Origin of the sequence: Streptomyces sp. 6-11-2, from assembly GCF_006540305.1 — a bacterium.
Classification (GTDB): Bacteria; Actinomycetota; Actinomycetes; order Streptomycetales; family Streptomycetaceae; genus Streptomyces.
Genome location: NZ_BJOR01000001.1, coordinates 6,446,187 through 6,464,642, shown reverse-complemented (window position 1 = coordinate 6,464,642; position 18,456 = coordinate 6,446,187). Strand labels below are relative to the sequence as shown.

Sequence of the window (18,456 nt, the reverse complement as noted above, 5' to 3'; positions counted from 1 at the left end):
GAAAGGGCCCTGGACCGTGACCATGGTCGCCAAGTGTTAACAGAGCCAGAAGCACCGCGACCAGCGGGCGAGGCCTGCTGGCGCCACATCCGAGACCTCAAGCAAAGCCTTTGGATCCAGATCGAATGAGGGTATTACCCAACAAACAGGACAACATTCGGGAGTCGTTGCAGCTCTGCCGTCAAGAGCTCGCAGAGAAGTACCTATGGACAAACTGTCCGCGCCGCCTTAACCCGCGACGACCTCCAGGGGCCGAACGGGTCACGTCCGCTGTAGTGGTGTATCGACGGCCACTCGGTGATCTCGTTTTGAGGCTATGCGGTGAGTTCGGTGGGCAGGGCGGTGTAGTCGGTTTCCGACTCGATCGGGTGGAGGCGGGCCTTGGCGAGCAGGTCGAGTCCCATGTAGCGGCGGGCTTCGGTCCACTCGTCGTTCTGCTCGGCCAGCACGGCACCGACGAGCCGGATCACGGCCGTGCGGTCGGGGAAGATACCGACCACGTCGGTGCGACGCCGGATCTCCTTGTTCAGCCGTTCCTGCGGATTGTTTGACCAGATCTGCCGCCAGCTCTCGCGGGGGAAGGCGGTGAAGGCCAGCAGGTCATGCTGGGCGGCATCGAGGTGGGCGGCGGCTTTGGGGAACTTGGCCTCCAGTGCGTCCAGGACGTGTGACATCTGGGCCTTCACCGCGTCGGTGTCGGGCTGTTCGAAGACAGTCCGCAGCAGGGTGGCCACCCAGGGCTGGGCCGATTTTGGGACCTGGCTCAGCAGATTGCGGGCGTAGTGGGTGCGGCAGCGCTGCCAGGATGCGCCGGGCAAGACGGCGCCGATCGCGTCGACCAGGCCGGCGTGGGCATCGGAGACGACGAGTTGGACGCCGGACAGGCCGCGAGCGATCAGTGAGCGCAGGAAGGCGAGCCATCCGGCGCCGTCCTCGGCGGTGGCGACGTCCAGGCCGAGGATCTCGCGGTGGCCGTCGGCGTTGACCCCGACCGCGATGAGCGCGTGGACGTTGATGATGCGGCCGCCCTCGCGGACCTTCTGCGTGAGGGCGTCGACCCAGACGAACGCATACGGTCCGGCGTCCAGGGGCCGGTTGCGGAACGCGGTGACCTGCTCGTCCAGGTGCCGGGCCATCGCGGAGACCTGGGACTTCGACAGCTGGGTGACGCCGAGGGACTCGGCGAGCTTCTCGACCCGCCGGGTGGAAACACCGAGCAGGTAGGCGGTGGCGACCACCGAGATCAGGGCCTGCTCGGCCCGGCGGCGCCGTTCGAGGAGCCAGTGCGGGAAGTAGCTGCCGGACCTGAGCTTGGGGATGGCCAGTTCTACGGTTCCCGCCCTGGTGTCCCACTCACGTGGGCGGTAGCCGTTGCGGTGGTTCACTCTCTCCGCGCTGACCTGCCCGTATTCGGCGTTGCACAGAGCGTCAGCCTCCGCGGACATGAGCGCGTCGGCGAACGTCTTGACCATCGCGCGCAGCAGATCGGGACTCGCCGAGGCGAGGTTGTCCTCCGCGAGGGCGTGCAGGGGCAGACTGTCAGGTGCGGTCATCGTGCTGATCTCCTTCAAAGACTTGGTCGTCTTGAAAGATCAGCCGGTGGCCGTTCGTCTATGCGGGCCTCATCCCGACGCCGGAACAAACCCCCGGATCAGGTCGAACCCGTACACCACTTCCCTGGACGCAACCGCCGAACGGCGGACCGGCAACAGCCGCTCGATACGTCGCCTCCGTACACCCGTGACCCAGTAGACCACGCCTACGGACGCCACCTCGCCCGGACGACGAACCGACAACCGAAAATCCCGCGCCGATACCACAACTCGACTGAAAGTAAGCCGAGTTCACCAACGATTCCTATGGACAACCTGTCCGCCCAGAGTCCGCACGGAGCTGGAAGGCTCTTTTCGTGGCCATCGCCCAGGGCGGTCGGGTCTCGCACCAACTCGCCCTGTTGGGACGCCTGTACGACTGATCCTTTCCGGTCTCGGCCACCCAGGAGGCAGCCGATGCGCCGCACCACCGAACAGCACGACCCGATCGCCCAGCTGTACCGCGGACTCGACACCGAGGACACCGGCAGCGCCGTATCGGTGATCCTGAAGTTGCGTGGCGAACGGCCCACCGAACAGGCCGGATGCTCCTGCCCGGTACCGCAGGCCGCGGCAGACGCTGTCGAGGGCTCTTCCGGGGGCGCCCCCTCGCGGTCGAACTGCACGGCGGGGAACCGCTGACCGCTGGCCGCGACCACATCGCCGACGTCCTCCGTGAACTGGCCTCACAGCCCAACGGTCGTCCGCGTCTCGCTCCAGACCAACGGCGTGCTGTTGGACGAGCAGTGGCTGAACCTCTTCGACTCGCTGTACCCGCGCCTGCAGATCGGCATCTCCCTGGACGGCGACGCCAGGGGCAACGCCTGGCGGGTCGGCTACGACGGCAAGCCCGTCTACCCGCGCGTCACCGATGCCCTGCGACTGCTGGGGAGTCGTGGGCGGAAGGTTGGCGTGATCGCGGCGGTCACGCCCGCCGTACTCGGTCGCGCCGAGGCCGTCCTCGACCGTCCGCCGTGTACGCCGCGGGGCCGATTCAGCGGCAACCTCCACCGGCCACTCGTCATCACCGAAGACTCCAGCGCGTCTTCTACACCTCCGCGCAGTTGAGCGAGGGCCAGCCGGGCGGCGGCGATATGGTCGGCGGCCGTGTTCGAGCCTGCATTCCCGGGGCGGAGGAGTGCAGCGACGGGTTCGCCGGTTCCTCCCGAGCCATGGTCGACGAATCCCATCAGCGGGTGGTGCCCGTAGGCCTTCTTCCAGGTCGGGGCCGCGTCCTGCTTGTCCGAGTGGGCGACGACCAGTACTCCGTCCAGGTCCACGTTCACCTGCCCACCGGCATCCGGAGCTCGATCACCGGCCGTTTCCCAGACACGTTGCCGGACTTCGGAGCGGGCGGTGTGGATTGCGGCCAGGGCGCTCCCGCCGGAGGTGGCGAGCTGCGCGGACGTCTCCAGCCCGCCGACAACCCCTGCCCAGGTGACCGGCTGCCCTGGTGTCGTGATCTATGAGCCCGGCAGTGCCAGGCGCCAGATGCGCGCCCAGACGGAGGCGTACTGCCGTACCAGCCGCCCCGTCGTGTAGGGGACGCCGTGCTTCTCGCACAGTGCGCGCACCCGTGGGGCGATCCTGGCGTAGCGGTTGCTGGGCAGGTCGGGGAAGAGGTGGTGCTCGATCTGGTGGCTGAGGTTGCCGGTGAGGATGTGAAAGACCGGGCTGCCCTCGATGTTGGCGGAGCCGAGGGCCTGGCGCAGGTACCACTCGCCGCGGGTCTCGCCCTCGATCTCGTCCGCGGTGAAGGACTCCGCGCCGTCGGGGAAGTGGCCGCAGAAGATGACGGTGTGCGCCCAGATGCTGCGGGCCGTGTTGGCGGTGAGGTTGCCGAGCAGACAGGGCAGTGCCGAGGGGCCGGCCAGCAGCGGGAACAGCAGGTAGTCCTTGCCGGCCTGCCGGGCGGCCTTGCGGAGCATGTCCGTCAGGTCGCCGAGGAAGACGCGCAGCGGTTTGCGGCCGTCGAGGACGGCGTCGTGTTCCAGGTCGTACAGCGCGATGGTCCACTCGAAGACCGGGGCGATCGCGGCAGCGTAGAGGGGCTGGGCCAGGTGGGCGGGGTGCCAGGGCTGGTCCGCGCTCATTCGGAGGATGGTGTAGCCGAGGTCGCGGTCGCGGCCGACGACGTTGGTCCAGGTGTGGTGGAGGTCGTTGTGGGTGTGCTTCCACGCCGCGGACGGGGTGGGAAAGTCCCATTCCCAGGTGGTGGAGTGGATGGCCGGGTCGCGCATCCAGTCCCACTGGCCGTGCAGGATGTTGTGGCCCAGCTCCATGTTCTCCAGCACCTTGGCGACGGTCAGCATCGCCGTGCCGGCCAGCCAGGCCGGCGGCAGCAGGGAGACGGCGAGCGCGGCCCGTCCGCCGGCCTCCAGGCCGCGCTGCACGGCGATGAGGGTGCGGATGTAGCGGACGTCCTCGGCCCCGCGTTCGGCGAGGACCTCGCGGCGGAGGGCGTCCAGCTCGCGGCCGAAGGATTCCACGTCGACGAGGGCCTCCGGGGCGATGGATCGGACGGCGTGCAGGGTCATGGGATCGCCTCTCACTCTCTCGGTACGGTGGCTGTGTGAACGGGCCGCGCAGATCTCGCGGGTCTCACAGGTCGAGGGCAACGGCGCCCGCGGCGGCCGACACGCAGGTCTGGACGAGGTCGCCGGGCTCGCCGGAGACCTCGCCGGTACGCAGGTCACGGATCCGCCCCGCCACGAGGGGGCTCACGCAGCTGAAGCAGATGCCCATACGGCAGCCGCTCGGCATGAGGACTCCGGCGGCCTCGCCGATGTCGAGCAGCGGGGTGTCCGGACCCGCGTCCGTCTCGACGTCGCTGCGGAGGAAGCGCACTCGGCCGGGCGCGCCCGCGCGGGCCGGGGGAAGCAGTGCCAAAGGGCGGAAGCGTTCGAGGCGGAGCCGGTGCCCGCTGCCTTCGCGCTGCCAATGCTGCTGGAAGGAGTCGAGCATCGCCTCGGGGCCGCACATCCAGGTGTCCCGCTCGCGCCAGTCGGGGCACAGTGCGGACAGTCGGCCCACCGTGAGGTGCCCGGCAGGGCGGGTGCGGTGCTCGTACAACCGGAACCACGGGAGCGCGGCGTGCAGTGCGCGCAGCTCCGCCCCGAAGACGGTGCGTTCGGCGTCCGGCGCACTGTGCACCATCACCACATCCACGTCCGCCGTGGCGTGACCCCCGGACCGGGCAAGGGCGCGCAGCATGCTCATCACCGGCGTGACGCCGATGCCGGCAGTAAGCATCAGCACCTTCCCGGGCAGCGCCCCGGCCGGCAGGACGAACTCCCCTTGGACCGGGCCGAGCCGCAGCACGGTGCCAGGGCGCACGCGGCGTGCCAGGTGCGTCGAGACCCGGCCGCCCGGAAGCGCCTTCACGGTGATGGCGAACGGCTCTCCGGGCCGCCGCCCGGGGGCGGAGGAGATCGTGTACGTACGCCAAGTGAGCACCCCGTCCATCTCGGCCCCGACCGGCACGTACTGCCCCGGCCGGTGTCCGGACCAGCCGCGCCCCGGCCGGATCACCAGGGTCGTGGCCTCCGGGGTCTCCTGCAGCATGGCCTGCACCCGCCCGGCCGGCCACCTGGCCGACAGGAGGGGGTCGAGCAGCGCCAGATAGTCATCGGGCAGGAGCGGAGTGGTCAGCCGGCCCGCGGCCTGGAGCGCAAGCCGCCCCGCTTGATCGCGCAAGGTGGAGAGAACGGGCAACGCCATGCTCTGGATTCCTTCGTTCGCCCCGGTCGCGGGGTTCGATCGTCGGCGGTCCAGCCCGGTGAGATTCGGACACCACAGTGAGGCGTTGCTGTCCCGTCCGGGATCAATCGTGCGCCAGTCGTACGCACTCCGCGAACCGGTCGGGCGCGTCGGCAGGATCACCCCGATGGGCCTAACAGACGCGGTGCTGTGCGCGGGCGGCCCGGTGGTGTCGCTGCCGGAATTGTCGCTCGAGGCGGTGCACCGGCGTAGGAGTCGCACAACGGGCCAGGAGGTCGCCGGTGTCGAATATTGCCGCTGGAGCCGCTCGCCGGGAGGCCGGACCGGGTCCGGGCAGCTCGGCGGTCTGCTGGTCGTTGAGCCGTTCGGCAATGTCCTTGCCTGCCCGGCAGGTCGCCAGCGCCCGGGCTGCGGCCGGGAAGTGGCACACCAGTCGCCCGATCAGCGGCGACGACATCGCTGGGGCGCTCAAGGAGCAGCCCGGCGGCAACTGCGTCACCGCCCTGTAGGACCATCGCCGTGGTCGCCTACATCGGGGTGTAGCGGCAAGGCGGGCGGGCGTGCACTCGCCACTGTCGTTAGGCGTCCAAGCTGAGTACGGCCGCACGTATAGCGGGTATGCGAATAATGCCCGCTTTTATAGTCATGGCCGCTGGTAGGCCACCGTGAATAGGAGGCATTGGCCTGAATCCCCCTGGCCGCCGGGTCTCTTTACGCGGTTCAGGCGGTCCGACAGGCACTCCGGTCATGGGAGGCGTCATGAGGTGGTCCAGCCGAGCGACGACGGCCGAGACGCAGGTACTACCTCTGGGCCCGTGCCGCCGCGTCTTCAGCGTGCCGACGGAGCCGGCATCGGTTCATCAGGCACGCGTCTCCACGCAGGCGGCGCTCGCGGAGTGGGAAGTGGCGCCAGGTTCCGCTCTGGTCGACGCGGTGCTGCTGGTCGTCAGCGAGTTGGTCACGAACGTGGTGAGGCACACAGGTGATCGCTCTCCCAGCGCACAAGTCGTTATTACGGTAGGTGCCGATTACCTGGTGGTCGGTGTCGCGGACCGTGACCCACACATTCCACCCACAACGCGCGCGGACGCAGGCGAGGGGCTACGCACGGTTGTCGACCTCGCCAAGCTGTACGGAGGCGGAGTGACCGTTGCTCCGGTTAAACACGGAGGCAAGATCATCTTCGTCCACTTCCGGTGCCCCGAAGCCCTTGCCTCCCACAATGCATCGCTCCAGCTGTGATCTTGGCCTGCAGCTCCCCATTTCCGCCTGTGTCCCGCTGCCGGACCATGCCTGAAAGCCGCACAGTCCGGTGGTCCACGTAATCGGGAGGGGCTGGGCGATCGGGCGGACTGCAGGAACCGTCCCGCCCTCGCTCCGCCCGCAATCGGGCGAGCTGCTCAGGAGGAGCGGGCCGCGGCGGTGGGTCCCGACTTGTGGGACCGCCGCGGCCCGGTAGCCATCGGCGCTCGCGTAGGACGCGGAGTCGGCGCGCAGGACCAGCAGGCCGTGGTCGGTGACGGGTCCCTTGCTGGTTGGCGGCGCCGTGTCGGGGCACCCTTCGGCCATGGAGGACAGCCGGCCCACCCGCCCGCCGACCCGTGCCTTCGTGCTGGGCGGCGGCGGTGCACTCGGCGCCTACGAGGTTGGCATGCTCAAGGCGCTCTTCGCCGCCGCCGTGCACCCGGACCTCGTCGTCGGCACCTCGGTTGGCGCGATCAACGGCGCCGCCGTCGCGGCCGACCCGTCGCGGGCGTCGGTAACCCAGCTCGCTGACCTGTGGACCGGCCTTGGGCGCGCCGGCGTATTCTCCGGGTCGCTGCTCGGGCGGCTGAGCACCGCCGTGCGCAGTGGCACTCACCTGTACCACCCCACGCCGCTGCGAGAATTGCTCTCCTCCCACCTTCCGGTGACTGATATCGAGGGTTTGGCCCTGCCGTTCCAGTGCGTCGCGGCGAACATCGAACGGGCCGCCGAGCACTGGTTCGCCGCCGGGCCGCTGGTGGACGCGGTACTCGCCTCGTGCGCAGTGCCCGGGCTGCTGCCGCCCGTCCGGCTCAACGGCGAGCACTTCGTCGACGGCGGCTTGGTCAACAGCATCCCCGTCGGCCGCGCAGTGGCCCTCGGCGCGACCGAGGTCTACGTCCTGCAGGTCGGCCGTGTCGAGCGAGCCCTCTCCCCGCCGCGGGCTCCCTGGCAGGTGGCACTGGTGGCGTTCGAGATCGCTCGCAGACACCGGTTCGCCCGCGACATGGCGGACCTGCCGCCCGGCGTTACGGTCCGCGTGCTGCCTTCGGGCTCGGGCCCCGAGGAGGGCACAGCCACTCTGCGGCAGCTGCGGTACCGCAGCTTCGGCCGGACTGCCGAGCGCATCGAGCGCGCCTACGCGGCCACCTCCCGGTACCTCGAGACCGCTCTCAGCGCACCCGACGGCACGCCATGACCGATGCGGTTGCGCCCCGAAGGCGCCCGGCGCGGCTGACCGATGCAGTGCTCACCGGGCTGCGCCGCACGACCACCACCGCGCTGCTGGTCGTCCTCATCCCCATGGTGGCCGCGCTCCTCCTCGCCGCGGGCGTACTCTGCGCGCCGGTCTCGCTCGCCACCCGCGGCCCCTGGAGGCCGGTTCGGATCACCGGCTTCGCCCTGGTGTACCTCCTGGTGGATTTGGCCGGGCTGGTGGCCGCCGCCGGCCTGTGGGCGCGGCGACTGCCCGACAGGCGGGACCGCCAGGAGCGGCGCGCCGCCGATGCATTCGCCGTGCTGGAGAGGCTGCTGCGGCTGCTACGACGTGCGGGCGAGCGGGTCTTCCGGCTCCGGGTGGAGGTGACGCCCCCGCCGCCAAGCGGGACCGGAAACGCGGCGGCGCCGGTCCTGGTCTTCGCACGGCACGCCGGGGTCGGCGACTCCTTCCTGCTGCTTCAGACATTGCTCAGCCAGGTCGGACTGCGCCCCCACACGGTCCTGAAGCGGACACTACGCACCGATCCCGCTCTCGACGTCCTCATCGGGCGGGTCCCCCACTGCTTCCTTCCACCCTTCGGCGGCCAGGCCGAGGACGCGATCAGGGGCCTGGCGGCCGGGCTGGGCCCGGGTGACGCCCTCGTGATTTTTCCGGAGGGCGGCAACTTCACACCGCGCCGCCGCCGACGCGCAATCGCCTCGCTGCGGCGCCGGGGGTTGCCGCGCCGGGCGTCCCGCGCGGAACAAATGCACCATGTCTTGCCGCCGCAGGACGCCGGGGCCCTCGCCGCGATCGCCGCCGCGCCCACGGCCGACGTGGTCTTCGTCGCCCACACCGGCCTCGACGTCGTCCACTCGGCACGCACCGCTTGGAGCCGGCTGCCGCTACGCGACAGCGTGCGAGTGTACTGGTGGCGCATACCCCCAAGCCGCGTCCCGCCGGGCGACGATGCCCGCAGCGAGTGGCTGCTCACCCAGTGGGCCCGCGTCGACCACTGGATCGCCGATCACGCCACCCCGGACGCGACGCACGCGTGAGGTCCAAACCCGCACTCCCCCAGCCCCGGAATCCACCAACTCCCGCCCACGCAGGCGTCATCCACCCCACCCGGTGAAACGACAACAATCTTCACCAACCAGACGACACCATCAACACCAACCACCCACCACAACCCGCCCCGCAGCAGTGAAAACAGATGACGCCCATCAGTGACCATCAAATCGAGGCCGTGAGCGCCATTGTGCGCGGCTTCGATATCCCGCCGGTACTACAGCCGGAGATCTTGAGGGTCGGTGATCGGCGGGATAGGCCGGTGGTGCTCCCAGGGCCGCAGGCGGGGCGGTAGCGGGTCGCCGCGGCGTCGGTAGTGGCTGACCATGGCACGGGTCTGGTGCAGGCGGCGCCATAACTCGCAGGTCAGGACGGTCTCGACGGGGTGGCGGGGGTTGAGGTGGGTGGCGGCCAGGCAGTGCCGGATGGCGTGGACGGAGGGCCGCAGGAGCGGGCCGGGGATCAGCCGGTGGCCCCGCTCTCGCCGGTGCTCTGGTCTTTTCCCAGGTCAGGAGCTTGTTCCAGCTCGGGGTCCTGGTCGGGTTCGGGGAAGGCGGCGCGTTGGACGGCAAGGAACGCGGTGGCCAGCATGCAGGCGGTGACGTGGCGGTGCCAGGGGGTCCACTTGCGGACCTGGTACTGGGCCAGGCCGACGAGCTGCTTGTTGATCTCGTTGTCCTCCTCGATCTGTCAGCGGCCGCCGGCCCGGGCGATGATCTCCGAGATGGCGGTGTCGGCGGGGGCGTGGACGAGGAAGTAGGCGATCTCGCTGTGGAGTTGGCCGTCCTTGCCGCGCCGGTTGGGGTGAAGGGACCGTCGCAGCACCAGCCAGTGTGTGAAAGTGTCGGCCGGGTCCTCGTCCTTCACGGTCATGGCGAAGGCCGTCCAGTCGTAGAGGCGGGTGCCCTTGGCTCCGTCGCCGCAGGAGCGGCGTTCCCACTGGTCACGGGCCTTGGCGTGGTGGAGCAGGCCATCGGCGCGCTTCACGGCTGGGTGGCGGGGTTTGCCGGGCGGGCCGTCGAGGGGCAGGTCGACCGGGACGCCGAGTACATAGGGCACCACTCGTTGGTGACACCAGGCCCGCAGCTGCGGGTCGCGGCCGGAGCCGGCGTCGGCCGGCACCCAGGTGAACGGAACGCGGGCCGCCCGGGCCTGTTCGAGCATGGTGATGGCCAGCTCGGGCTTGGTCGCGATGGCGACCTCGTCGGGAACGCCCGCCTGGCGGCACCGCTCCCGGTCGGCGGTCCACTCTTCGGGCAGATACAGGCGGGGGTCGATAAAGGCGTGTCCGGCGGCGGTGGCGTAGGTGAGCATCACCATGGTCTGGCAGTTGCGGACATCGCCGGTCAGTCCGCAGTGCTGGAAGGCCACCCCGACCGATTTCGCGCCCTTCTTCTGAACCTGGGTGTCGTCGATGACCAGCGAGGCGTCCGCATCGCCCAGGTGCGAAAGCACGTAGTCACGCACCGCGCCGCGCAGCCGGTCCGCCTCCCATACCGAGCCGTTGAGCAGCCACTGCATCCGGTCCGCTGTGACATGCCCCGCCCGCTCCGACAGCGTCCAGCCGTTCTTCTTCGGCAGCTCCGCCAGCAGTCCCTCGATGAACTGCGCGAACACCACCCGCGACTCCGGACGGTTGAACAAACACCCCAACGACCCGGTCAACACGGACAGTTCCGCATCCCACTCGGCTATCTGCTCAGCCGTCACACCCAGCATCATGCCCGGTCAACGACGCGCCACAGAACCCGCCACAAGATCTCCGTGAAGCTTCCCGTGATCTTGGACACTCGATGCTTACGCCACGAGGGCGTGTTCTTGTTCGAGGCGCTGTCGGGTCTCCAGCGGGGTGAGGTAGCCCCAGCGTGGATGGCGGCGTAGGCGCTGTCGGTTGTAGAAGGTCTCGACGAAAGCGAAGATTTCCGCGCGGGCGCTGGACCGGTCGGGCCAGCTGCGGGTTCCGATCTCCTCCTTCAGCAGTGCGAAGAACGACTCGGCGGCGGCGTTGTCGAAGCATGAGCCGGTGCGGCCCATGCTCTGATGCAGTCCCAACCTGTCTATTTCACGCCGGAGTTCGTCGGAGGTGTATTCACTGCCGCGGTCCGAGTGCGCAATGCATCCGGGCTTCAGCTGCCCGCGTCCGGCGGCCATCTTCAGCGCGTCCACGACCAGGCCGGCGCGGTGGTGGTCGGCCATCGAGTAGCCGACGATCTCGCGGGTTGCGAGGTCCAGCCAGGTCGCCAGATACAGCCAGCCCTCATCGGTGGCGATGTAGGTGATGTCGCCGACCAGCTTCATCCCCGGCGCCGGTGCGGTGAAGTCTCGGCCGATCAGGTCCGGGGCGGGCACCGCCCTTTTGGCCGGGCGGGTCAGGCCCTTGCGCCTGCGCCGTGTGACACCGCTGATGCCGCGTTCACGCATGACGCGCTCGATCCGTTTGCGGTTCACGCGGTGTCCGAGCCGGCGCAGCCCGGCGTGGATGCGCGGCACCCCGTAGGTGGCTTTGGAGGCGACGTGGAGCACGGTGATCTCGTGGGCCAGGGCGTCATCGGCGGCCTTCCTCGCCGAGCGCGTCTTCTCGCCGGCCAGCCACGCGTAGAAGGAGGAGCGGGCCACCTTCAGCAGCCGGCATAACAGAGCAACGTTATGGGTGGTCTTCTCCGCCTCGATGAACGCGTACACCTCGCTCATCGATCGCTCTCCTTCGCGAAGAAGACCGCCGCTTTTCGCAGCACCTCGATCGTCTCCGCCTGCTCGGCGGCCAGCCTCCGCAGCCGGCGCAGCTCTTCACGCTCGGCCGTCGTCAGCTCTCCCGGCGCCCCCTGCCCACGGTCGATCGTGTCCTGCTTGACCCAGTTCCGCAGTCCCTCGGCGCTGACCCCGATCTCCCGGGCCACCTCGGTGACGGTCTTCCCGGAGGAGCGAACGAGCGCGACCGCGTCCCGTTTGAACTCCTCCGTGTACCGCCTGCTGCGTTTGTTCTTGCTTCCCACCTGGCACTACTTCCTCTGGAACCTCATGTCCCAGTTTCCAGGTGTCCACGATCAAGGGGAAGGTTCACCGGCTGTAGTACAAGGGGCGGTGCAACACACATGCTCCGCCGAGCGCTCTCTCACAAGGTTCGTAGTTCGGCTTGATGCGGAGAAAGCGAGAACACCACCGCTGGCGATGAAGGACTTTCGGAGGACCTCAAGGCCAATGCCGCAGCCGAGCGGCAGCTTGCGACCACCGCCAGGTGGACCCCGCTGTACGAGACGTTGCCGCGGCTTCCTCCAGCGCCGAACACACCAGAATTTGATTGTCACACCTCGAGCAGGGGAAGCATTACATCCTCCTCTCCGCCCGGACGTTTCGATAGAATGCGCCAACTCTCTAAACAGCCAACTGGTAGGACGCAGCCGAGGCCCCGGATCGCAGAAGCTGGACCCTCGGTTGAGCGAGAGCCACCTCAATCCCTGATCGGGTCCGCGTGAAGTTCCGTTGCAGCCGGAGCCTGACGTCCAGGGGTCCGTCTACCCATCCGCCATCCCGTGTGATCTTGCGGAGCCAAAGGCACAACCCCCATGAAGTCGACTCCATGTAGATAGGGCCAACGGCGGGTTCAGATCGGAGGGTGAACAGGAACGCCATTGCTCACCCGCCCCGTCCAAGAGCTCCCGGCCGCCAAGCACGGAGCCAGCATCTTTTATTCGTATCGCAACCTCATCCGCCAGGACAGTCCGTACGAGCCCACAGGATTCTGGAGACCCGTCACACCGCTCCGTCGGGAGGGCTTCGGCGATCGCCTGGTCGGCCAACCGGTCTCGCGACGTGATCGTCCACACCCCATCGGAAGTCGTGTGATCAACCCGCAACTCTGCCACTGCGCTCTCACGCAGTTTCGCCTCGTCCATCCAGCCGCCTCACTCGCCTTGCCGCTTTTCCGCCGTGTTGAAAGCCTGGCAGCGATACTCGGCTTGCATAGGCCGGAGTTGCGCGGTAGTGGGCTCACGTGGGTGATCCGCCCGTCGGCGCATCACCCACGTGAGTTTTCCCCTACAGCGTGTCCGTCGGACTCTGCTCGGGGCCATGCAGGAAGCCGGGTACCCAGCGAACCGGAGCGATGGCCGGGAAGAGGGTTACCCGGACGCCGAAGTCGATCAGAATCTCCTTGCGGGCTTGCACGTCAGGAGCACCGAACCAACGGTCGGCGACCGTCTCACCTGTCGGCCGCCGGACCATGCCGGGTGCCCGCTGGGGCTCAGCCTCGAGAGCAGCCAACTCACGACCCAACGCAGCGTACCGATCCCGGAACCAGGCGGCGTCGTCCGGCGAGTCGTAGAGCCCGGCCTCACGGTCGGCTCGAAGTCGTTCGCGGCTGGCTCGTGTCTCCGCTATCGAGCAATGCTCAGGACTTGTGGATCGGTTCCGGGAAGGCATGCGGAGGGCGTACCTTCCCGAATGATCCTGTGATGGTCACCGAGTAGGCCCGCGTTCGCAGCGCGGGTCGGGAAGGCACGCCCGTGCTCAGCGTAGTCACCGACGACGGCTCCACCCAGTCCGGCTCCCTGATCGATGAGATTGTGCGTGAAGGCGCACGCCGGATGCTGGCCGCCGCGCTGGAGGCGGAAGTCAACCAGTACATAGCCGAGTTGGCGGCCGAGACCGACGAGGCGGGTCGTCGTCTGGTGGTCCGCAACGGCCACCATCGGCCCCGCACCGTGGTCACCGCGGCCGGTCCCGTCGAGGTCAGGGCCCCGCGGGTGAACGACCGGCGCGTCGACGAGGCGACCGGTGAGCGCAAGCGGTTCTCCTCGAAGATCTTGCCGCCGTGGTGCCGCAAGTCGCCGAAGGTGTCCGAGGTGCTGCCGCTGCTCTATCTGCACGGTCTGTCGTCGGGGGACTTCGTGCCCGCGTTGGAGCAGTTCCTCGGCGGCGCGGCCGGCCTGTCGCCGGCGACCGTGACCCGGCTGACCAGGCAGTGGAGCGACGACCACGCCGCCTTCCAGCAGCGTGACCTGTCGCAGACCGATTACGTCTACGTGTGGGCTGACGGGGTGCACCCCAAGGTCCGGCTCGGCCAGGCGCACTCGTGCGTGCTGGTCCTGCTCGGGGTCCGCCTGGACGGCACCAAAGAGCTGGTCGCGCTGGCCGAGGGGCTGCGGGAGTCCACCGAATCGTGGGCGGACCTGCTGCGCGACTGCCGCCGCCGGGGCATGCGTGACCCCGAGCTGGTGGTCGGCGACGGCGCGATGGGCTTGTGGAACGCCCTGGCCGAGGTCTTTCCCGCCGCCCGGCACCAGCGGTGCTGGGTTCACAAGGCCCGGAATGTATCGAACGCCCTGCCGAAGTCCGCGCAGCCGGGTGCGACCAAGGCGATGCGGGAGATCTACAACGCCGAGGACCGCGCCCACGCCGAGAAGGCGATCGAGGCGTTCGCGAAGACCTACGGCGCCAAGTGGCCCAAGGCCGTCGCGAAGATCACCGACGACCGGGATGAGCTGCTGGCGTTCTACGACTTCCCCGCCGAGCACTGGGTCCATCTGAGGACCACGAATCCGATCGAGTCGACGTTCTCCACGGTCAAGCTGCGGACCAAGGTCACCCGAGGGGCCGGCAGCCCGGCCGCGGCGCTGGCGATGGTGTTCAAGCTGGTGGAGTCCGCCCAGGTCCGCTGGCGCTCGATCACAGGCGCCCACCTGGTCCCTCTCGTCCGGGCGGGTGCCACGTTTGAGAACGGCGCGCTGGTCGAGCGACAGGACCAGGCCGCATGAACCACGACACGCCGCAGGAGGAGCCGGCCGAGCACCTTCGCTTCTGGGACTACCTGAGCGAGCTTGAGCAGGTCACGGAGGCCGACGAGGTCGACCTGGTCGGCGAAGTCCTCACCGACGCGGACCAGACGATGGCCCAGTCCGCCGTCCTGCGGCACCTGGACCGCCGGGCTGCTGACCTCCACTGCGGACACGCCTATGAATCTTGGGCCGAGAAGATGACCCAGGCCACTACGCACTATCCGTTCCTGACCCGACGCCTGCGCGAATGGTCCCTCTTCCGAGCCATCACACTGCGGCAACCGTGGCGTCCGGACGCCCTGCTCGACTCATCCGACTGGCTCCAACTCAAAACAGCCGAAGCGTCGAACGCCGCCGCCCTCGAGATCCTCGCCGACCGCGGCCGCACCAAGCGGATCCGCAACACCGCCCGGGCCAACCTGAAGCAGCAAAGGAGACGCTGACCGCAGTCAACTCATCCACAAGTCTTGACTATTGCTCCGCTATCCGCTCGGGGATGCCGTTTCCCGGGTCGTACACCGTCTCGTAGATCAGGCCGTCTCCCAGCTCACGGAGAAACCATTCCTCAACGTACGAGTCGAGGAGGTGAGCGTTGATGAGCGGTGCAGGACGACAGTGCTGGGCGTGCCGCCAACCCTTGTTCCGGGCTGTACAGGTATATCGCGGAGGTGCATCCTGCGACGTCTGGGTGTACAAGCGCGTGTGGCACTGTCCGCACAGGGCGACGTACGTCAGCAGGTAGTCACGGTTCGAGTGACGCGTCCAAGGAACCTTCCGGTCGAGTACAGCTTTCTTGAGCGCCTCATGCGTCGCCCGGTCCCACAGTCCTTCGCAGAGCTTTACGGGGTTGCCGTCCCTCCCAAGGACCGGCTTGTTCCGGTGCATCAGGTAGCCGAGCGTGGCCTCCGACAGGAGGATGTTCTTCAGGCTCTGCGGGGACCATGGCCGGCCCCCGGCCGACTTGCCGTACATCACGGCCAAATGATCTGCGGGCGACAGTTCCCCAGCACGGTTGAGGCGGGCAGCCTCACTACTGGGGGTGACGTTGTCGGGATCGGCCAGGACGCGACGGGCGACCTCGTGTGCGCGCCGACTGAGGCGGCGGCAGTGAGCACGTTCTCCCGCTGACGCTCGGGGGACGACGTCGCCAGCTTCACGCGCGACAGCCGCCTCACTCCGAGCAGACATTTACCGCACCCGTCATAGGGGCGTTCGATCACACTTGGGTCCGTACCGCGCAAGTTTCTCTCCGTTCGCGCACGCATGGTACGGAGAATTGGCGGCACGGCCCCCGCGAGCGATCTTGGTCAGCCGAGGAAGCTCAGACGAACCTGACGGTTGTCTTTAGAGATGTTCGTGTCCACCAGGCACACCGACTGCCAAGTGCCCAGTTCCAGCCGACCGCCGAGGACCGGGATGGTCGCGTGCGGCGGCACGATGGCGGGCAGCACGTGGTCGCGGCCGTGACCGGGGCTGCCGTGACGGTGCTGCCAGCGGTCGTCGGCGGGCAGCAGGGTGTGCAGGGCGGCGAGCAGGTCGTCGTCACTTCCGGCGCCGGTCTCGATGATCGCGATGCCGGCGGTGGCGTGCGGCACGAACAGGTTCAGCAGACCGTCCCGGCCGGCCGCGGTCTCCTGGAGGAAGGCCTCGCAGTCACGGGTCAGGTCGACGACCGTCTCCCGGGAACCGGAGGCCACGTTCAGCACTCGGGTGGTGAAGGCACGTGACATGGTCCCCATCCTCCTCGATCACCGGGGAAGATCGGCGCCCGCGGCACGGTTGGGAGGAAGGTGAACACCGAACGCGAGGTCGACGTGGTCGTCGTGGGCGCTGGTCAGGCGGGTCTGTCCAGCGCCTATCACCTGCGGCGCACAGGATTCGAGCCGGACCGCGACTTCGTCGTGCTCGACCGCCCCGCCGGTCCGGGCGGTGCCTGGCAGTTCCGGTGGCCTTCGCTGACGTACGGCAAGGTGCACGGGATGCACGCGCTGCCGGGGATGGAGCTGACCGGCGCCGATCCCGCGCGGCCGTCGTCGGAGGTCGTCGCCGCGTACTTCGCCGACTACGAACGCGCCTTCGGCCTGCGGGTGCGGCGGCCGGTGGAGGTCACCGCCGTCACGGAGGGCCCCGGCGGGCGGCTGCTCGTGGAGAGCTCCGACGGCACCTGGGCAACACGCGCGCTGATCAACGCGACCGGTACCTGGGACCAGCCGTTCCTGCCGCGGTACCCGGGTCAGGAGACCTTCCGCGGGCGGCAGTTGCACACGGCGCGGTACGCGGGGCCCGAGGAGTTCACCGGGCAGCGCGTGATCGTGGTGGGCGGCGGCGCCTCCGGCACCCAGCACCTGCTGGATATCGCCCCGTACGCGGCCGCCACCACATGGGTGACACGACGGCCGCCGGTCTTCCGGGACGGCCCGTTCGACGAGAACGCGGGTCGTGCGGCGGTGGCGCTGGTCGAGGAGCGGGTGCGGCAGGGACTGCCGCCCAGGAGCGTCGTCTCGGTGACGGGACTTCCGCTGAACGACGCCATCCGGCAGGGGCTGAAGGACGGGGTCCTGGACCGGCAGCCGATGTTCGACCGGATCACCCCGGACGGGGTGCTGTGGGCGGACGGACGTCATGTGGCGGCCGATGTCATCCTCTGGGCGACCGGGTTCCGGCCCTCGCTGCGCCATCTGACGCCGCTCGGGCTGCGCGAACCGGGCGGCGGCATCCGCGTGGACGGCACCCGGGCGGTCGCCGATCCCCGGATCCACCTGGTCGGCTACGGCCCTTCGGCCAGCACGATCGGCGCCAACCGGGCCGGACGCGCGGCCGTCCGGGACATCAGGCGCCTGCTGGAGGAGGAGCCGGCCGCCGCGGCGTGACGGTGGCAGCTCCCGCGGCGCGACGGCCTGAGCATCCGCGGCGTGCCCGGCGTGGGCCGCCGTGGGCCGCCGCGGCCGGGCACACCTTGGACCGCCGCGGCCGGGCACGGCTCACTTCGTTGACTGTGGACTGCTGCCTTTCAGGTGGGCGTTGAACTCCGCCACATTGCGCTGGTGCTCGCTGTAGTCGGCGGTGAAGCGCGTGTCGCCCGGCTTGACGGTGACGAAGTACAGCCAGTCGCCCTGCGCAGGGTTGGTCGCCGCGCGCATGGCGTCCTCGCCCGGACTGTCGATGGGCGTCGGTGGCAGTCCCATGCGCTGGTAGGAGTTGTAGGGGCTCTCCAGCCGGGTGTCCTCCATGCTCATGCGGACCGTGCTGCGGTTGAGGGCGTAGTTGAGGGTCGAGTCCATCTGAAGCGGCATGCCGTGCTCCAGCCGGTTGAAGACGACCCGTGCCACCTTGTTCATGTCGGCCTTCGAGGCGGCCTCGGCCTGGACGATGCTCGCGATGGTGATCGCCTGGTACAGGTTCATGGAGTTGCGCTCCGGGCCGGCGGCGACCGGGGCCGCGGTGAACCGCTTGTTCGCGGTGTCGACCATGTGGGTCAGCAGGGACTGCGGGGTGGTCTTGTCGTCGATGGGATACGTCGCCGGGAAGAGGTAGCCCTCGGGGTTTCCCTCGGCGGCGTTCGGCAGGTTCAGCTGGGCGTCGGCGAGCGACTGCTTCGTGGTGCCGGGGGCCAGGGCGAGGGCCTTGTCGATGGCGGCGTAGATCTGGCCGGACCGCCAGCCCTCGGGGATCACCAGCGAGCGGGGGCTCGCCAGGGTGTCGTGGCGGAGCGTCAGCAGCGGCACCGCCACGGCGGTGCCGGCCAGGACGGCCCCGGTCAGGACCAGGACCACACGGCCCCTGCGTGTCAGTCGGGTCGTTCTCCGTGACGGATTGTTCCTCTGCATGCGGGCACGGTAACCCTCAAAGGGTCGCA

At 68.9% G+C, this 18,456-nt stretch carries 18 protein-coding genes and 1 pseudogene; 9 read left to right on the top strand and 10 right to left on the bottom strand.

The features are described 5' to 3' along the window. Positions 1-314 precede the first annotated feature (314 nt). Positions 315-1,553, bottom strand: a complete 1,239-nt coding sequence (locus tag TNCT6_RS28725) for an IS256 family transposase (RefSeq protein WP_141363601.1) — start codon at positions 1,551-1,553, stop codon at positions 315-317. 456 nt (positions 1,554-2,009) lie between these two features. On the opposite strand from TNCT6_RS28725, the gene TNCT6_RS28720 reads away from it, so the two are divergent. Further along, the gene (locus TNCT6_RS28720; protein ID WP_141363600.1) at positions 2,010-2,234 is read left to right on the top strand and encodes a hypothetical protein; all 225 of its coding nucleotides are present in this window, start codon (positions 2,010-2,012) and stop codon (positions 2,232-2,234) included. A gap of 33 nt (positions 2,235-2,267) precedes the next feature. Beyond that, positions 2,268-2,660: a hypothetical protein gene (locus tag TNCT6_RS28715; protein WP_141363598.1), complete on the top strand. Its 393-nt coding sequence runs from the start codon at positions 2,268-2,270 to the stop codon at positions 2,658-2,660. On the opposite strand, the pseudogene TNCT6_RS28710 reads toward TNCT6_RS28715, so the two are convergent. From TNCT6_RS28710 to TNCT6_RS28700, 3 genes and pseudogenes are all read right to left on the bottom strand, one after another. Further along, positions 2,654-2,989: pseudogene (locus TNCT6_RS28710) on the bottom strand (transposase); the annotation flags it as partial. The gene TNCT6_RS28715 and the pseudogene TNCT6_RS28710 sit on opposite strands and share 7 nt — an antisense overlap. 66 nt (positions 2,990-3,055) lie before the next feature. After that, entirely contained in the window at positions 3,056-4,123 is a 1,068-nt protein-coding gene (locus TNCT6_RS28705) for a fatty acid desaturase (protein ID WP_373996249.1), read from the bottom strand. Positions 4,124-4,193: 70 nt separating this feature from the next. Beyond that, a complete protein-coding gene (locus TNCT6_RS28700; RefSeq protein ID WP_141363594.1) occupies positions 4,194-5,312 on the bottom strand; it encodes a ferredoxin reductase in 1,119 nt (372 codons plus the stop codon). A gap of 371 nt (positions 5,313-5,683) precedes the next feature. Between TNCT6_RS28700 and TNCT6_RS40080 the strand changes: the two genes are divergently transcribed. The 4 genes from TNCT6_RS40080 to TNCT6_RS28685 all read left to right on the top strand — a co-directional run bounded on the left by TNCT6_RS40080 (position 5,684) and on the right by TNCT6_RS28685 (position 8,813). Beyond that, positions 5,684-5,821: a hypothetical protein gene (locus tag TNCT6_RS40080; protein WP_172633069.1), complete on the top strand. Its 138-nt coding sequence runs from the start codon at positions 5,684-5,686 to the stop codon at positions 5,819-5,821. A 250-nt stretch (positions 5,822-6,071) separates the two neighbouring features. After that, entirely contained in the window at positions 6,072-6,554 is a 483-nt protein-coding gene (locus TNCT6_RS28695) for an ATP-binding protein (RefSeq protein WP_172633068.1), read from the top strand. Positions 6,555-6,879: 325 nt separating this feature from the next. Then, entirely contained in the window at positions 6,880-7,755 is an 876-nt protein-coding gene (locus tag TNCT6_RS28690) for a patatin-like phospholipase family protein (RefSeq protein WP_141363591.1), read from the top strand. Beyond that, positions 7,752-8,813, top strand: a complete 1,062-nt coding sequence (locus TNCT6_RS28685; protein WP_141363589.1) for a 1-acyl-sn-glycerol-3-phosphate acyltransferase — start codon at positions 7,752-7,754, stop codon at positions 8,811-8,813. The genes TNCT6_RS28690 and TNCT6_RS28685 overlap by 4 nt, the downstream gene beginning before the upstream one ends. A gap of 703 nt (positions 8,814-9,516) precedes the next feature. On the opposite strand, the gene TNCT6_RS28680 is transcribed toward TNCT6_RS28685, so the two are convergent. From TNCT6_RS28680 to TNCT6_RS28670, 3 genes are all read right to left on the bottom strand, one after another. Next, positions 9,517-10,536 carry an IS701 family transposase gene (locus TNCT6_RS28680; RefSeq protein WP_172633067.1) on the bottom strand — a complete coding sequence of 340 codons (1,020 nt, stop codon included), beginning with the start codon at positions 10,534-10,536 and terminating at the stop codon, positions 9,517-9,519. 87 nt (positions 10,537-10,623) lie between these two features. Continuing rightward, positions 10,624-11,517 (bottom strand): IS3 family transposase, encoded by an 894-nt coding sequence (locus tag TNCT6_RS28675; protein WP_141363585.1) that lies wholly within the window; start codon positions 11,515-11,517, stop codon positions 10,624-10,626. Continuing rightward, positions 11,514-11,819 (bottom strand): transposase, encoded by a 306-nt coding sequence (locus tag TNCT6_RS28670; RefSeq protein ID WP_141363583.1) that lies wholly within the window; start codon positions 11,817-11,819, stop codon positions 11,514-11,516. The genes TNCT6_RS28675 and TNCT6_RS28670 overlap by 4 nt, the downstream gene beginning before the upstream one ends. Positions 11,820-13,328: 1,509 nt before the next feature. On the opposite strand from TNCT6_RS28670, the gene TNCT6_RS28660 reads away from it, so the two are divergent. Then, positions 13,329-14,579 carry an IS256 family transposase gene (locus tag TNCT6_RS28660; protein ID WP_141355757.1) on the top strand — a complete coding sequence of 417 codons (1,251 nt, stop codon included), beginning with the start codon at positions 13,329-13,331 and terminating at the stop codon, positions 14,577-14,579. Next, positions 14,576-15,043: a hypothetical protein gene (locus TNCT6_RS28655; protein ID WP_141355759.1), complete on the top strand. Its 468-nt coding sequence runs from the start codon at positions 14,576-14,578 to the stop codon at positions 15,041-15,043. Before TNCT6_RS28660 ends, TNCT6_RS28655 begins: the two co-directional genes overlap by 4 nt. 28 nt (positions 15,044-15,071) lie before the next feature. Here TNCT6_RS28655 and TNCT6_RS28650 read toward each other — a convergent pair whose 3' ends face one another. Both TNCT6_RS28650 and TNCT6_RS28645 read right to left on the bottom strand, forming a co-directional pair. Then, positions 15,072-15,575, bottom strand: coding sequence for a recombinase family protein (locus tag TNCT6_RS28650; RefSeq protein WP_216372805.1), 504 nt, complete (start codon positions 15,573-15,575; stop codon positions 15,072-15,074). 332 nt (positions 15,576-15,907) lie between these two features. After that, positions 15,908-16,330 carry a secondary thiamine-phosphate synthase enzyme YjbQ gene (locus TNCT6_RS28645; RefSeq protein WP_141363581.1) on the bottom strand — a complete coding sequence of 141 codons (423 nt, stop codon included), beginning with the start codon at positions 16,328-16,330 and terminating at the stop codon, positions 15,908-15,910. A 60-nt stretch (positions 16,331-16,390) separates the two neighbouring features. Here TNCT6_RS28645 and TNCT6_RS28640 point away from each other — a divergent pair, with 60 nt between their 5' ends. Then, a complete protein-coding gene (locus TNCT6_RS28640; protein ID WP_141363579.1) occupies positions 16,391-17,470 on the top strand; it encodes an NAD(P)-binding domain-containing protein in 1,080 nt (359 codons plus the stop codon). Positions 17,471-17,581: 111 nt separating this feature from the next. On the opposite strand, the gene mltG is transcribed toward TNCT6_RS28640, so the two are convergent. Beyond that, a complete protein-coding gene (gene mltG / locus TNCT6_RS28635) occupies positions 17,582-18,427 on the bottom strand; it encodes an endolytic transglycosylase MltG (protein WP_141363577.1) in 846 nt (281 codons plus the stop codon). Between the last annotated feature and the right edge of the window lie 29 nt (positions 18,428-18,456).

Excerpts from the sequence above, each read along its gene's own strand:
- TNCT6_RS28695 (WP_172633068.1), top strand. The coding sequence starts at position 6,072 with ATGAGGTGGTCCAGCCGAGCGACGACGGCCGAGACGCAGGTACTACCT.
- TNCT6_RS28685 (WP_141363589.1), top strand. The coding sequence starts at position 7,752 with ATGACCGATGCGGTTGCGCCCCGAAGGCGCCCGGCGCGGCTGACCGAT.
- mltG (WP_141363577.1), bottom strand. The coding sequence starts at position 18,427 with ATGCAGAGGAACAATCCGTCACGGAGAACGACCCGACTGACACGCAGG.
- TNCT6_RS40080 (WP_172633069.1), top strand. The coding sequence starts at position 5,684 with ATGTCCTTGCCTGCCCGGCAGGTCGCCAGCGCCCGGGCTGCGGCCGGG.
- TNCT6_RS28725 (WP_141363601.1), bottom strand. The coding sequence starts at position 1,553 with ATGACCGCACCTGACAGTCTGCCCCTGCACGCCCTCGCGGAGGACAAC.
- TNCT6_RS28700 (WP_141363594.1), bottom strand. The coding sequence starts at position 5,312 with ATGGCGTTGCCCGTTCTCTCCACCTTGCGCGATCAAGCGGGGCGGCTT.
- TNCT6_RS28655 (WP_141355759.1), top strand. The coding sequence starts at position 14,576 with ATGAACCACGACACGCCGCAGGAGGAGCCGGCCGAGCACCTTCGCTTC.
- TNCT6_RS28645 (WP_141363581.1), bottom strand. The coding sequence starts at position 16,330 with ATGTCACGTGCCTTCACCACCCGAGTGCTGAACGTGGCCTCCGGTTCC.
- TNCT6_RS28690 (WP_141363591.1), top strand. The coding sequence starts at position 6,880 with ATGGAGGACAGCCGGCCCACCCGCCCGCCGACCCGTGCCTTCGTGCTG.
- TNCT6_RS28675 (WP_141363585.1), bottom strand. The coding sequence starts at position 11,517 with ATGAGCGAGGTGTACGCGTTCATCGAGGCGGAGAAGACCACCCATAAC.
- TNCT6_RS28720 (WP_141363600.1), top strand. The coding sequence starts at position 2,010 with ATGCGCCGCACCACCGAACAGCACGACCCGATCGCCCAGCTGTACCGC.